We start from the raw sequence: 14,557 nt of genomic DNA, 5'->3' as shown, positions 1-14,557 counted from the left end.
TATATTGGATATTAATAACGGATTAGGTAAGCTGACTAAGTAAACAGAGTTATAATTGCAGTAAGTTCCTTTAGGTTAGGTAGAAGCAGTATTGTTGAGGAGTAGTGATAATGAACAAATATAAAAATTACGTAAGTAAAGCGAATCGTTACGAAATTTTTGGGTTTAGAAAAAAAGCAATAAAAATAATGGAATTAGCAATAGAAGAGCCGTTATCAAAATTAGAAATGGGAAGCGGATTAATTTATATTGGTTTAATGTATCGTAAATTAAATGATTTAAACAATGCGAATGTATACTTTGAAAATGCTCTAATTTTATGCAAAGACGAACAGTATCCTTATAGTCCTAACTATAAAATTATTATTCAAAGTTTTTTAGAGAATAAAGAATTAGATAAGGCAACGAAATGGATTGCTCATTTAACTGAAAGAGCCAACTATGATAAAAATTTTTCCAAATTAAAAAAACTGAAATTAGACAAAGGACATGTTTAACTATTCGTTTCCTAACCGTAGATCCCTATTTAACTCCAGGAGCTTTAGCTCAACAATCGGGCGCGATTCTTCTATAAGAAGATCGCGTTTTTCCGTTAAAGGGCCAGATTGTACAATAAAAGTTTTTTGTGCAATACTACCAAACGTCTCTTGAGTGTGAAGGGGAATAATGAAATACTTCAGAAAGATGTCTACCTTTGAGTATAGTAATTGGAAAAAAGGAGAAATCCTCGGTTTATCTATCATCCTAAGTGGTGAACAGGTTATACAATAAATAGAAAATAGCGTCCCCTGTAGAAAAATAGGCAGCGCTATTTGAGCTCCTATAATTAAAAAGTCATTTTATACCAATAAAGGGGTTTTTGCAGAGTAAAAGGAGGGAATTTTCTAACTATAAAATAAGAGGGAGGAGCTTTGTATCTATAAAAGATTCCATATCTAGCTGAAATAGTGAAACTAATTTCTACTTTTCCCGTCAGTACTGCACACTACTGACTTAAAAGAATTTTTTGCGAGAGCAATTGATTGCACAAGTAGGTCCAGTACGGTGTTGAAACGTGAAACCCCAAACTATAAATAGCAAAGAGAGGAAGCGAGGAAATGAAGAATAGACTAGTTGTACTGCTGAGTGTACTTTTACTGATGGGTAGCCTGATTTTATCTGGCACAGTTGCCGCAAGTACAAAGAAATTTACGGACGTTCCATCATCAAAGCATTTTGCCGAAGCAGTCTATGATTTGGCGGAGCGTAATATTATCGGAGGCTATCCGGATGGTACGTTCAAACCCGGTAACACCATTTCGAGAGGACAGGCAGCTGCGATTATTGCGAAAATGATCAAACTAGATATGTCCTCCGTGAAAAATCCGGGATTTAAAGATGTCACAACAGCGAAAGGCTACTATAAAGCGATTGCAGCGCTGGCGGAAAAAGGCATTATCAGCGGCTATGGAGACGGTCGTTACGGGCCGAACGATCCTATTAAGCGGGGACAGATGGCTTCAATCCTTGTTAAAGCGTTCGATCTGCCACGTTATAACGACATTAACAATTCTTTTAACAATCCTTTTAAAGATGTAGAAGTATATAGTTACCCACCATCTCATGGCGTTAATATTCTAATTCTCTACAAGCTTGGCATCGCGAGTGGAACATCTCCCGATAAATTCAGCCCGAATGCTTTTATCACAAGGGGACAAGCAGCCAAAATGTTGAAAGCAACTGAAGATATGAAACCACCGATGATTACACTTAAGGCTAGTGACATTGGTTTGGATAATATTGGATATATAAAGACTGATCAGAAGGATACGAGAGTGTTTGACGGAATTTTAGTGAAAGGTAAAGAGCTACCGAAAGGCGATGGAGAAGGTAGTATTCAGTTCGTTCCATTAAAGGAGGGGATTGGCACACTAATTGTAACTGGTTCTAAGTCAGACAGTACGGTCTTTAAAAAATATTATGTGCATATTCAAAAAGAAAATGGTGAGCTGAAACTGACACTGGAGGAAACAGATGATCATTTGCCGACAACAGTAAGCTTATTGCTTTTACTTGGTAAGGGGGAATTGCCAAGTGATGCGGTTCAAAACATATCTCTTTCCACGATGGATGGGGTGCAGTTGTCTGACAATATCGAGTTTGAATATTGCATGTATAATGATTCTGTTTGTTTTGATATCGATCAGCCTGGCCAGTATATCGCCACTGTTCTTTTTTCTGATGGGGAAGAAGTACGGTACGGAATCGAAGTGAAAGCACATGATTCTGATTTTTACTATGGCATCAGGACAGTGAGAGAAAACATTTCTGATGTATATGATATGGGGGCTGACTACAACATAGGCAAGCATATAATCCAGACGAAAGATGCAGAACAGATTGCCACAATTACGAGAGATCCAGGTACTAATCTGTTTCGTGCCCACGCTACAGGTCAGAAAGAAGGCGAAGTTTTTATTGGTTTCGAACATAAGGTAACCGAAAAATATTGTGATGAAACATGGTGTTACTTAAACGACTGGATAGGTATTCATGTAATAGTAGAGCGAATCGGTTCTATTTCGAGCGTTAGAATATACAGGACACCTCCTTACTGATCAGGCCAAAATAAACCTATAAAGAACACTACTCAAAATATGGAGAAAGAAAGTTTAAAAGGACTAGCAAATTCCTTATCTGCTAGTCTTTTTTAGTTAAAACAAGGCGGGTGCTATGTGAAATCATCACCTAATTCTATTTAAAATCCTCACTCGGTACGTCTTAAACATGATATATACCATGATGTAAATGAAAATCGAGGAGATAACTATATTGCACATGGCACCTGTTAGAAATATGAATCCACTGGAATGAGAACTCACAATACCTGTATATGTATGTTCAATTGCATCTATGTACTCTACTTCATCGAGTTCATCGACTTTTGTATTTCGATCGAGTAGTAAACTTCCGACCTTATAATTTAAAAAGAAAAGCAGCGGCCAAATAAACGTTCCCAGGACACCGCCGACAAGTGCGGAAACGGTATTCGCCTTTAGGAACCGTGCCATCCCGACGGAAAGAACGGGGCCGAGTCCGAATGTAGGAAGCCAGCTAGGGATAAACCCAATTGTTACCCCTGATGCAACTTGATGTGGACCAGATTTAAGCCGAAACAGACGGATTAAATTATATTTAATGACGCGTGTTATTTTCATAGATGTCTATCCTCTCCAAGTACTTCATCGCAAATGTAACAATCAATACCGATGCGTCTCCTATAGACAGATTATACCGAACATAAGAAAATTCTTATGCTATTGTATTAAAGGAATAAAATGTTTTATGAGGAGTAGATTGTAAACTATACATTATCTGTCTAAGTCGAACATTACAAGCAAAAGTGCCCCCTGAAAAATCAGGAGGGCACTATTGGCTAACATTTAATAAAACAGTTGCATAGAGGCATAAACCGGGTATTGTACCGGGTCTATGCTTTATTTTCTAAGTTTCGTTTCCATCACAGTAAGAAGCGACGACAGCAGCCATTGCTTTGGCACTTATTATGAGGCTTTCTTCATTAATATCAAATTTAGGATGATGATGCGGATATGCTTCACCTGACGCTGGCATCGCACCGACATAGAAGAAACAGCCCGGTACTTTTTCAAGATAATAGGCAAAATCCTCTGAAGGCGGCAGTGGCGGTGTTTCTAAAACGGACTCCACTTCAGGAATGGCTGCCAGCTCCAAAGCCTGACGTACATGTTCCGTTACTACAGGATGATTATTCAGAACAGGGTAGTCGTTGAGGTAATCTAGATGACATGTGACGCCAAATGATTTTTCCAATCCTTCTGTAAAGGCACGAACTTCAGATTCTACTATTTCCCGGGTTTGAGAGGTCATTGTACGAACATCGCCTTCGATTGTCACGGAATCCTTTATCACGTTAAAGGTACCTTTCCCATCCAAATTACCGATCGTAACGGACGCTGTATCAAATGGGTTAATGCGGCGGCTGACGATGGTTTGCAGATTCATGACGAATGAACTTGCGGCAATAATTGCATCATTTGCCAGATGTGGCGAGGAACCATGTCCACCTCTACCTTGAGCGACGAGTTTAAAATAGGATCTGCCTGTTTGCGTGTTGCCACTTCTGTAATAAATATGACCTGTCTTCATATTGCTCATGACGTGAATTCCGATGATGGCATCAACGCCATCCAGTACACCTGCATTGATCATTCCGATCGCACCACCTGGAGGCGCTTCTTCTGCGGGTTGATGAATTACTTTAATCGTACCTTTTAATTCATTTTTAAACTCCGCTAACGTTTGCGCCAATACGAGCATATAGGCTGTATGACCGTCATGGCCACATGCATGCATGACTCCTTCATTTTTTGAAGCGAAAGGCAGACCGGTTTCTTCCTGGATCGGCAACGCATCGAAATCAGCGCGAATGGCAATTGTTTTTCCCGGTTTTGCCCCTTGAATCGTTACAACGACACCACGTTCGCCCCCAAAGTTTGTTTCAACTGAATCGACTGGAACGTCTTCATAAAAATCCTGAAGATACTTGGCTGTCTGCTCTTCTTGAAAGGAAAGCTCCGGATGTTCATGGAGATAGCGGCGGATTTCAATAATGCGCTCCTTTTTTTCATCTAATTTTTTCATTAAATTGTCTAATAACATTTGATAATCTCCCTATTTATAAAATGGACATGGCTAATCAATGCATGTCCATTCGGTATTTAAATCGTTTCTAAGTTTTGAGCTTCCTGCTTTCTTCCGCCCGAAGCAGGTCGATTCGGTTTTAGACCGGCTGCAGCGATGATTCCTAAAACGGCACAGGCAATGATGTACAGAAATGCAGAGGCATAAATTCCATCAAATACTTCAATTAAATAGCCCATAACCATTGGTGCGAGGAATGCTCCAATCATTCCGCCAAGATTAATCATTCCAAAAGTTGACCCAATCACATTTTTCGAGAATAATTTATGCGGAAGGCTGAAGATGATCGCTACAATTGGTCCGTGGAAAAGCATACAGATGGATTGGTAAATAATAACGAGAGTGACTGACGGCGCATTGAATAATAAATAAAGAGATCCGATCATGATGATAAAGCTTATAATCGCAAGGTATTTCTCTTTTCCCATTAATAAAGATTTAATCAGCTGCCCGCCGACGATAACTCCTACAGCCCCAGCCAGAGCCGGGATGGATGTCAGCATCCCCATCGACATCAAATCAAGGCCTCTCACATCTACAAGATATGGCGGCATCCATGAGATAAGCCCCCAAATGACCGTACTTACGCCAAACCACATAATGGCCAACTGCCAGCTTGTAGGAATCTTTAACACATCTTTGAATGATGCTTTTTGGACTGTTTCTTCCTCAACTAGTTCTACCTGCATATTTTGTGGACTTAAATAATACCAGAGTAGGGCTGCAACAAAGAGACCTAAAATTCCAATCGCGAAAAAGAGGTTTTGCCAGCCGATCCATACAAGTAACGGGGTGGCGATTAAAGGAGCAATCACACCTCCAAGTGAATTCGATGACATCATGATCGTTTGGGCACTTGTCCGTTCTTTCTTAGGAAAGACATCCGCTATCGCTTTTGAACTTGCAGCAGGATATCCGCCCTCACCAAGACCAAACATGAAACGAATAATAATCATCGACATTAAAGACCAGGCCATGCCGGTAAAAACGGTAAATAAAGACCATAAAACAATGGAGATTACAATGACCTTTCTGGAACCGAATTTATCGGCAAGCCACCCCCCAGGTAATTGCATTAATGCATAACCTGCAAAAAAACTACTCAGTACAACACCCATTACAGACGGACTAAGATTAAAGTCTTTTGCAATTTCCACAATTCCAACATTCATTGCCATTCTGTCAAGATAGGATAAACACCACCCTAAAAAAAGCAAAGAAAGAATGATATGCCTCTTTTTATTAGGAACTTGTTCATTTTTCATAAATAACCTCCCCCTGAAATTTACTCATCCAATGTGAATGTAGCTATATGAATATAAGAAAACGATTGGAATAAACAATTTTTCGAGTATAATAATTGTTTAATCAAGAAAAAGTAAGCGTTTTCTATATTCAATATTTATTGAATATTATATAATTTCAGAAATGTCATGCACATGTGCAGACAAACAAAGTTATGGAGAGAAAGTTGTTGAATTCAACAAGGGGGAGAATGAATGGAACAAAATGAGGCGTTGCTCAAACAATTAAGTAGGGAAAATCAAAAAGCCCAAAATCATGTGGTGAATCTAATGGAAAGCTTTCGCGCAATTAATTCGACACTTGAATTGGATGAAGTACTTAAAAAAATTATGCACTCTGCATTGAAGATTGTCGAAACAGCAGAGGCTGGTTATATACAAATGTATGATGCGATCTCGGATAAGCTGATCGTAAAGACATATGTAGGTTTTAATGAAAACATTAAATTTTTTAAAGTTAACATAGGTGAGTCAATTACAGGAAAGGTGTTCAGGGATGGCGATATAAGGTTAATTACCTCAACGGAAGAAATTTATAATAGTATGGCAAATTTAAGTGAGGAGAATCTTGAGTTCATTACGAAGGCTCACCAAAATAGCCCTACTATTAAATCCATTTTGTCTGTTCCTGTAGCACTTGGAACAAAAACGATGGGGGTTATGACATTTCACTGTTTTGATGTAGAAGATGGCCTAAGTGAAACGGATTTGCTTCTTCTGCAAAGTTTCGCTTCTCAAGCAGCAACGGCGCTATATAATGCACAGCTTCACACAGAAGTTCAAAATAGCCTGGATGAAGTTACCCATTTATCAAAAAAGCTCAAAGAAACGAATGCGATGCTAGAGAAACGTACAGAAATTCATACGCACCTCACGAAGTTATCTGTTCAGAATAAAGGACTGGAAGCAATTATCCTGGAAATGAATAAGTTAATGGAGAGAAAGCTTGTCTATGCGGATTACCTTGAAGGAAATTACGTCCCGCAGCATATTCAACATATCGCTACCATTCTGGACGATATATTCTTACTCTTTGCTAATAAAACTGAGGCTAGTTATGTATCAACGTATGATTCAGTTCAAATTGATTGCTATATTTATCCGATTCGGTCAGGCTCTGTTTTTTTAGGGTGTCTGATTGTAGAAGGGAACACCCCTCTATCACAACCCGATCAGTTGATTATTGAGCAAGGAGCTCTGACTCTCTCGCTTGAAATTATGAAGCTTAGATCCCAGACTGAAATTTTGTACAAGAAAACCTATGAAACCTACCATCGTTTTTTGGAAATTAGAAATCTCCAGCAGGCTGAGCTTGTTGCGCAGGAGTTAGGAATTCATCATGATCATTTTCTCCAAATTGCTTTAATTGAGCTAGATGGAAATGCGGATTTGCTTTCACTTGAAAATGATGCACTGCTTCTTCTAGCACATCTAAAAGAGAAGTTACGTTTAGAGAACAGTCTTCTGTTTAGCTACAATAATAAAATTACCGTTCTATCCTTTACCCGAGATTCAGCTGGAGAAGGCATGATTACCAACATATTAAATAACGGTATGAATTGTTGGAATGAGCGGTTTACAGTAGTAGCCCGGGGAGGAATAAGCACGGGACAATACTCTCCCGGCCAAGCTAAAGATTATCATATGAAAGCGGAAAAGGCTCTTCTTCATTTGAAAAAACAAAAGGAAAAAGGCCTTCTGCATTACCGGGATATTGGCATTAGTACGCTTTTTTTACATCATCCTGCTGAAGAAATTAACTCATTTCTAAGTGAAACGTTTTCTGTATTGTGGAATAACAATGAAACAAACGATGAACTTCTCCATACGCTTTTCACGTATATACAAAACAACCGTTCCATGGCAACGACGGCAAAGGAACTCCATATTCATACAAATACGCTCTATCACCGTATAAAAAAAGTTGAAGACCTATTAAAAATTGACTTCAACCATTACGAAGATCATCTAAAAGTACTGTTGGCTGTGTATCTTTATAATACCTTTATGGCGGATTGACCACCATTCGAAAGAGGCATAAAACTTATATTTTCTATAATTCAGATAAAAATTGGCGATTCATTTTGTGGAAAAAAGGGTAATGGTAAGAAGCCGATTAATTAAAAAGCTTATCAAAGGGTGACATCACGATACTAAACAGAAAAGGGGATAAGAACTATGTTACAATTATTTTTCAACGACGATCATTTAATTTCGATTACAGGGGATCAGGAAATTTTATCGAGAGTACCAGAAAACTATAAGCATTTCGATTTAATTAAAATTAGAAGTGAATTGGTCACTACAGAGCATCTAGTAGAGGCGTTCGAGTTTGCTTTACGTAAAACGGATGCAGGGGCAGTACATGCAGCAGCCTATTACGCTAAATTAAAAAATATGTACGTTCAAAAAAAGTGTGCTCTCACTAATAATTAACATGAAGATGTGAGCTTGTTAAAAGAATATTCTCTTCTACATATGAGCATCACCATAAAATACGAAATGGAAAGCATGGGAAACATGGCACAACTGACGTGCCATGCTATCGCCAGGCTTTTTTTGTGTGCAAATTTGTTTTGGGGGAAATACAATCCCCTAGGAAAAAGCTTATCACCCAAAATACCCCTTAAATATACAAAATTACTATATAAATATAAAGAAAAATCTAAAAATTTGCATAACTCATTGCTATCTCCTTTATATTTTGCTATTCTTTTAAACATTAAACTTCTAGGGGGTCGCATATGGAAAGTAAAGTTGGTAAGAAAAAATTGGTTGATAGGTTTTTAGACGGAATTGAACGAGCGGGAAATAAACTTCCGGACCCAGTTACGTTATTCGTTATTTTAGCATTTTTTGTTCTTGCCCTATCACTGATTCTATCAAAACTTGGGGTTTCTGCCGTTAAGCCAGGAACTGACGAGACGATCGAAGTGATCAATCTATTGAATCGTGAAGGACTCATACAAATTGTTACAAACATGGTCAGTAACTTTACTGGATTCGCGCCACTTGGCATCGTAGTTGTGACAATGATCGGTATTGGGGTAGCTGAAAACAGTGGCTTAATATCAGCATTAATGAAAAAGACCGTTTTAAGTGCTCCTAAAAAAATCATCTTGCCTGTTATTTTATTTACAGGTCTTGTCGGGAATGTTGCCGCTGACGCAGCCTTCATTATTTTACCTCCAATTGCCGCCATGATTTTCATGAGTGTTGGACGAAATCCGCTAGTTGGGTTAATTGCTACTTATGCAGCCATTGCCGGAGGATTCAGTGCAAATATTATTATTTCGTCTTTAGACGTATTATTACTGGGCATTACACAAACTTCAGCCCAATTGGTTGATCCTACATATACCGGACTTGCAACAATGAACTACTACTTCCTGATCGTTTCGACATTTGTATTAGTCGTTGTCGCAACTTGGGTAACAGGCAAATTCGTAGAACCTCGCTTTGGTAAGTACGGCGGGAAGATTGAAGTCGCTGAACCACTGACAGCATTAGAAAACAAAGGGCTTCGCTGGGCAGGGATTGTCACATTAGCATACGTCATTTTAATGGCGATTTTAGTTGTACCGGAATCAGGGCTACTACGAAATCCTGAAGATAACGGCTTTTTAAATTCACCGTTTATGACGGGTATTGTACCGATTATGCTGTTCTTCTTCTTATTACCAGGCTTAGCATACGGTATCGTTACGAAAAAAGTAAAATCGGACCGTGATGTAGCGGAACAAATGTTTAAATCAATCGGTGACCTATCTTCATTCATCGTATTGGCATTCGTTGCAGCTCAAATGATTGCCTACTTTGGCTGGAGTAACATTGGACCGATCTTAGCCATTAAAGGCGCAGAGTTTTTACAAAACATGAACTTTACGGGCGCACCGATGTTTATCGGCTTCATTATTATTTGTGCTTTCATCAACTTACTGATCGCAAGTGCCTCGGCAAAATGGGCTTTACTGGCGCCAATCTTCGTACCGATGTTCATGTACTTAAACTACTCGCCTGCTGTTACACAAATGGCATACCGTGTAGGGGATTCCATTACGAACCCGATTACACCGATGCTTGCATACTTTGCAATTTTACTGGCATTTGCTAGACGCTACGACAAAAATATCGGAATTGGTACGTTAATCTCAGCGTTATTGCCTTACTCAGTATTCTTCGCGATTATGTGGATTATTTTATTTGCAATCTGGTTCTTGCTTGGCCTGCCATTAGGACCTGGCGATGGCATTTACTTAAAATAATAGTCAGGATACACGAATATCATTTGAAAAACAGACAACTTAGAAAATGGGGATGGAAAACATGACGAACATTTTTGACATACTGGAACAGCATTTTGATGAAATGGTAGCGATTCGTCGTTACTTGCACGAAAACCCGGAGCTTTCACATGAAGAGGTAGAGACGCCAAAATATATTGCGGCATACCATCGTGCCCTTGGACATGAAGTGCGTGAAGGGGTAGGCGGTCGTGGCGTAGTGGCAACATTACGTGGGGGTCAACCTGGTAAGACGGTGGCATTACGTGCAGATTTTGACGCACTGGCAATTCAGGAGCAAAATGATGTTCCTTATAAATCGAAGGTAGATGGCCGAATGCATGCATGCGGTCATGACGGGCATACGGCGTCACTCCTTGTATTGGCAAAGGCACTGAACAAAATCCAGGACGAGATTCAGGGGAATGTCGTGTTCATCCACCAATTCGGTGAAGAAATTGCGCCGGGTGGAGCGATTGCGATGATTGAAGACGGCTGCCTGGACGGAGTAGATGTCATTTTCGGTCAGCATTTATGGGCACCGGTAGAGCATGGGAAAATTGCTGTATGCGAAGGTCCGTTAATGGCTGCAGCAGATGGATTTTACATTACAATTAAAGGAAAGGGCGGACACGGGGCAAAACCACAGGAAACGAAAGACTCGATTTACATCGGTTCACAATTTGTCGTAAATGCCCAACAGCTTTTAGGCAGACGTATTAGTCCTGTGAAACCGGCAGTTATTTCGGTTTGTCACTTTGAAGCGTTAAACCCATTTAACGTCATTGCCGATTCCGTAAAAATCAAAGGAACGGCACGTGTATTTGATGAAGAAACGCGTGAACTGATTGAACGTGAACTGGAAGATGTCCTGAAGGCGGCATGCTTGGTGATGAAGGCTGATTACGAATACGATTATGTGCGCGGCTATTCAGCTGTCATTAATGATCGGGAAACAACAAGATTCTTCATCGAGCAGGCAAGACAAACGCCGGGTGTTGAGGAAGTGGTCATTTGCGAACCGGAAATGGGCGGAGAGGACTTTGCCTACTATTTAGAAAAGGTACCGGGAACATTTTATTTCACGGGTGCACGTGATCCTGAGAAAGAAGAAGCGTATCCGCACCACCATCCGAAGTTCGATATCGACGAGCGCGCACTTCTTGTTGCAGCAAACACACTTGCCAAGGCGACGTTGGAGTATTTGAAGCAGCATGCTGTGAGTAGTGTTATATAAGGATAGTTAAGGACATAACATATTTCTGTTGTTATGTCTTTTCTTTGGGTTTTAAAGGGGAAAAGAGGGATAACAAGATATTGTTAATATCAAATTCTAAAGTTTAACCAAGCATGGATAGGCGTTACACGTCATGAACGCAATATAAAGCCTCTTCATATAATGAAATCGTGTGCAACTTTTTACAGAATTGCGCGGCTAAATCAACGTTTCGGATTTTTACTTTCGAATGATACATTACATTTTTTTATAAAAATGTAAAAAGATGTTTACAAATAATCTGAGGATGGGTATACTTACACAATAATCAAAAAATTCTAAGGAGGTCGAAGAAAATGATCGTTATCAATAAATTAATGTCACTAGTAGTTACAATTTCAGCGAAAACGAAAATCACACATTCGACCAGATTGGAATGGATTGCTTAAATTTTTTTATTAATTAAGTATGCCCATACCGCAGGGAGAAGTGTGCCCCTGCGGTATTTTTATGCCTTTTTTTACCGCAGGGGGAGTCTCTCTGTGGTTTTTTCCGTTTCCAGGGCATTTTAAGGAGGTGATAATCCATGATATTAAACTTTTTTACCCTATCGATAGCTATTACAAAACGTGAGCGTGAGATCTCTCGTGAGAAAGCACTTCATGAAGAAAAAGTAAAAAAAATCTTTGAACAGAACCGAAGAAAAGTAGAAGATTACGTTCGTCAACGCCATTATTAATTTTGTTAATTTAAAACAATGAAAGGTGGGAATTGAAATGATTTATATGAATAAAAGAAGGTGTGCAGTTTTATGGTGGGAGAATGACTCCACTTAGCTAAAAAAGGACGTAATATAAAGTGTAGGTTTTAATAACTACGTCTAGTGATGGGGCTGTGCGAAAAGTAAAATCATTTCATTCAGCCCATATCAAGGTGTTATTTAGCCGCGTTTATCGCGGGGCGGCCGGAGTATAGAAACGAATGCTAAAATCCATTTGGGACCAGTATCGTGCCGGCCTCCAGCATCCTTGATTTAGGAGATAATTTGATTGTTGCATCAACAGTGTGAAGGCATAAAATCGTACATATTCTTAATATGGTAAATCCTTCTGAAGATCCCCTTTAAACACAGCTTTTGATGCAATTTTTCCATTACTGTTATATAAATAGCGTTTTCCACAAAATCATATGATATACATAAAAACTATATAAATAGAATCCCAATAAAAATGCGTAATTGTTAATTTGTGATATGCTCCCCATTAAGTAGACAGATTAAAAAATATAATCTGTTTAACGAAATGGGGGCATTTTTTTGTCTAATAATAGATTTTCATTGGATACCAAAATTTTGGTTCTTAAATATTTAGAGGAAGGTCATTATTCTGTAAGAGAAATTTGTCGCATGTTTAATCTGAATGTAAGTAGATTATACGAATGGCAGGCTAAATATCAATTTGGAGGCTTAAACGCATTACTTCGTCCTGCGAAAAATACAATCTATCCACAAGAATTGAAAAAAAACGCTATTGAAGATTACTTAACAGGAGACTATTCAAAGTACGAAATTATTATCAAATATGGAATCAGTAGTTACTCAGTATTCAATAAGTGGTTAAAAAATTATAATAGTCATAGTGAATTAAAAGACTCGAATCAAAGGATGAGCCAAACTATGATTAAAGGAAGAAAAACTACTCTAGAAGAACGAATTGAAATTGTGAAAACTTGTCTAAAGAATCAAAAGGATTATAAAAAAACGGCAACTCAATATAATGTGACTTACCAACAAGTATACCAGTGGGTACGGAAGTTTGAAGTTGGTGGCGAAGAATCTCTTGAAGATCGCCGTGGGCGAATAAAATCAGTAGATGAACGTACACCAGAAGATAAATTACGATTAAAAATCCAACAAATAGAACGTGAAAATGAAAGATTACGTGCTGAAAATTTACTTTTAAAAAAGTTAGAGGAAATCGAAAGGAGGCTTCGTTAAGTAAAATTCGTACGCAGGGTCATTATCTAGCTATTCAAGAATTAGCAGAAAAAGAAAAATTTCCGATTATATTACTTTGTAAATTAGCTAACGTATCACGAGCAGCTTATTATAAATGGTTAAACCGCAAGCCTACATCGCAAGAATTGGAAAACAAACAGTTAGTAGCATCCATTAATCATTTATATAAACGAGTAAATGGTATTTACGGCTATCGTAGAATCACGATGACAATCAATCGCCAAAGAGAAATGGAGGGCTTAAATAAAGTAAATAAAAAACGTATTTATCGTCTTATGCAAATTTCCGAATTACAGGCAGTTATTCGACGCCGTCCGAAAAAGTACCGTAAGGTAACGCCAGATTACACAGCTGAGAACGTATTAGCACGCAAATTTACGGCCAAAAAGCCAAATCAAAAATGGTGTACAGACGTAACTGAATTCCAGTATGGAAATGGTAAAAAGGCTTATTTAAGTGCGATTATTGATCTTTATGACAAGTCGATTGTAAGTTACAAATTAGGACATTTAAATAATAATGACTTAGTTTTCAAGACCATTAAACCAGCTATACGCCAGTTAAATCAAAAGGAGTTTCCTATCTTGCATAGTGATCGAGGATATCAATATACATCAAAAGAATTCAAGCGAATCATAGAGAAAGCAAATCTGACACATAGTATGTCGAGAGTCGGCCGCTGTATTGATAATGGACCGATAGAAGCGTTTTGGGGGACTCTAAAAGTAGAGAAGTATTATTTACAAAAATTTGAGACGTACGATGAGTTAAAACATGCGATTGATACATACATAAAATTCTATAACAACGAACGATATCAAGAAACATTGAACGGCTTGAGTCCTATAGAATTCAGGTCTCAAGCCGCTTAAAGCATTTTTATTATTTACACTGTCTACTTGACAGGGTGCAGTTCATGTAGCAGCGCTTACCGATTTTTTATTGGAACATTGTTTATACGTGATTTTATGCAAGTCAATGAAACGTTACTAAAGCAGCTTTTATAATTACTGGG

General features: G+C 38.5%; 11 protein-coding genes. 8 read left to right on the top strand and 3 right to left on the bottom strand.

Translation table 11 applies throughout. The annotated features are described in order from the left end of the window. Positions 1–110 precede the first annotated feature (110 nt). Positions 111–497 (top strand): hypothetical protein, encoded by a 387-nt coding sequence (locus tag MKY07_RS15820; protein ID WP_339263067.1) that lies wholly within the window; start codon positions 111–113, stop codon positions 495–497. 600 nt (positions 498–1,097) lie between these two features. After that, positions 1,098–2,597, top strand: a complete 1,500-nt coding sequence (locus MKY07_RS15815) for an S-layer homology domain-containing protein (RefSeq protein ID WP_339263066.1) — start codon at positions 1,098–1,100, stop codon at positions 2,595–2,597. Positions 2,598–2,723: 126 nt separating this feature from the next. Here the strand turns inward: MKY07_RS15815 and MKY07_RS15810 are convergent, their stop codons facing one another. From MKY07_RS15810 to MKY07_RS15800, 3 genes are all read right to left on the bottom strand, one after another. Continuing rightward, entirely contained in the window at positions 2,724–3,197 is a 474-nt protein-coding gene (locus MKY07_RS15810; protein ID WP_008405401.1) for a DUF2062 domain-containing protein, read from the bottom strand. A 286-nt stretch (positions 3,198–3,483) separates the two neighbouring features. Next, a complete protein-coding gene (locus tag MKY07_RS15805) occupies positions 3,484–4,680 on the bottom strand; it encodes a M20 family metallopeptidase (protein WP_339263063.1) in 1,197 nt (398 codons plus the stop codon). Positions 4,681–4,739: 59 nt separating this feature from the next. Further along, on the bottom strand, positions 4,740–5,987 hold the full coding sequence (locus MKY07_RS15800) for an MFS transporter (RefSeq protein WP_339263061.1): 1,248 nt from the start codon (positions 5,985–5,987) through the stop codon (positions 4,740–4,742). A gap of 234 nt (positions 5,988–6,221) precedes the next feature. On the opposite strand from MKY07_RS15800, the gene MKY07_RS15795 reads away from it, so the two are divergent. The 6 genes from MKY07_RS15795 to MKY07_RS15770 all read left to right on the top strand — a co-directional run bounded on the left by MKY07_RS15795 (position 6,222) and on the right by MKY07_RS15770 (position 14,414). After that, positions 6,222–8,045: a helix-turn-helix domain-containing protein gene (locus tag MKY07_RS15795; RefSeq protein WP_339263059.1), complete on the top strand. Its 1,824-nt coding sequence runs from the start codon at positions 6,222–6,224 to the stop codon at positions 8,043–8,045. A gap of 159 nt (positions 8,046–8,204) precedes the next feature. Next, positions 8,205–8,462 carry a UDP-glucose 6-dehydrogenase gene (locus MKY07_RS15790; RefSeq protein WP_339263057.1) on the top strand — a complete coding sequence of 86 codons (258 nt, stop codon included), beginning with the start codon at positions 8,205–8,207 and terminating at the stop codon, positions 8,460–8,462. A 308-nt stretch (positions 8,463–8,770) separates the two neighbouring features. Next, the gene (locus MKY07_RS15785; RefSeq protein ID WP_008405396.1) at positions 8,771–10,291 is read left to right on the top strand and encodes an AbgT family transporter; all 1,521 of its coding nucleotides are present in this window, start codon (positions 8,771–8,773) and stop codon (positions 10,289–10,291) included. Positions 10,292–10,352: 61 nt separating this feature from the next. Further along, on the top strand, positions 10,353–11,546 hold the full coding sequence (locus MKY07_RS15780) for an amidohydrolase (protein WP_008405395.1): 1,194 nt from the start codon (positions 10,353–10,355) through the stop codon (positions 11,544–11,546). A gap of 565 nt (positions 11,547–12,111) precedes the next feature. After that, positions 12,112–12,264: a YrzI family small protein gene (locus MKY07_RS15775; RefSeq protein WP_008405393.1), complete on the top strand. Its 153-nt coding sequence runs from the start codon at positions 12,112–12,114 to the stop codon at positions 12,262–12,264. Between the two features lie 576 nt (positions 12,265–12,840). Then, positions 12,841–14,414, top strand: a protein-coding gene (locus MKY07_RS15770) for an IS3 family transposase (RefSeq protein WP_339263054.1) whose coding sequence is annotated in 2 segments (ribosomal slippage) — positions 12,841–13,480 and positions 13,480–14,414 — 1,575 coding nt in all. Because the reading frame shifts where the segments join, the coding sequence is not laid out codon by codon here. The last annotated feature ends 143 nt before the right edge of the window (positions 14,415–14,557 follow it).

The sequence above is a fragment of the Solibacillus sp. FSL W7-1472 genome, assembly GCF_037969775.1.
GTDB lineage: Bacteria > Bacillota > Bacilli > Bacillales_A > Planococcaceae > Solibacillus > Solibacillus silvestris.
The sequence above is the reverse complement of the archived record's forward strand: the minus strand, read 5'-3'. Positions and strand labels throughout refer to the sequence as shown.

Coding starts and splice junctions, on each gene's coding strand:
- MKY07_RS15820 (WP_339263067.1), top strand. CDS start 111: ATGAACAAATATAAAAATTACGTAAGTAAAGCGAATCGTTACGAAATT.
- MKY07_RS15815 (WP_339263066.1), top strand. CDS start 1,098: ATGAAGAATAGACTAGTTGTACTGCTGAGTGTACTTTTACTGATGGGT.
- MKY07_RS15810 (WP_008405401.1), bottom strand. CDS start 3,197: ATGAAAATAACACGCGTCATTAAATATAATTTAATCCGTCTGTTTCGG.
- MKY07_RS15805 (WP_339263063.1), bottom strand. CDS start 4,680: ATGTTATTAGACAATTTAATGAAAAAATTAGATGAAAAAAAGGAGCGC.
- MKY07_RS15800 (WP_339263061.1), bottom strand. CDS start 5,987: ATGAAAAATGAACAAGTTCCTAATAAAAAGAGGCATATCATTCTTTCT.
- MKY07_RS15795 (WP_339263059.1), top strand. CDS start 6,222: ATGGAACAAAATGAGGCGTTGCTCAAACAATTAAGTAGGGAAAATCAA.
- MKY07_RS15790 (WP_339263057.1), top strand. CDS start 8,205: ATGTTACAATTATTTTTCAACGACGATCATTTAATTTCGATTACAGGG.
- MKY07_RS15785 (WP_008405396.1), top strand. CDS start 8,771: ATGGAAAGTAAAGTTGGTAAGAAAAAATTGGTTGATAGGTTTTTAGAC.
- MKY07_RS15780 (WP_008405395.1), top strand. CDS start 10,353: ATGACGAACATTTTTGACATACTGGAACAGCATTTTGATGAAATGGTA.
- MKY07_RS15775 (WP_008405393.1), top strand. CDS start 12,112: ATGATATTAAACTTTTTTACCCTATCGATAGCTATTACAAAACGTGAG.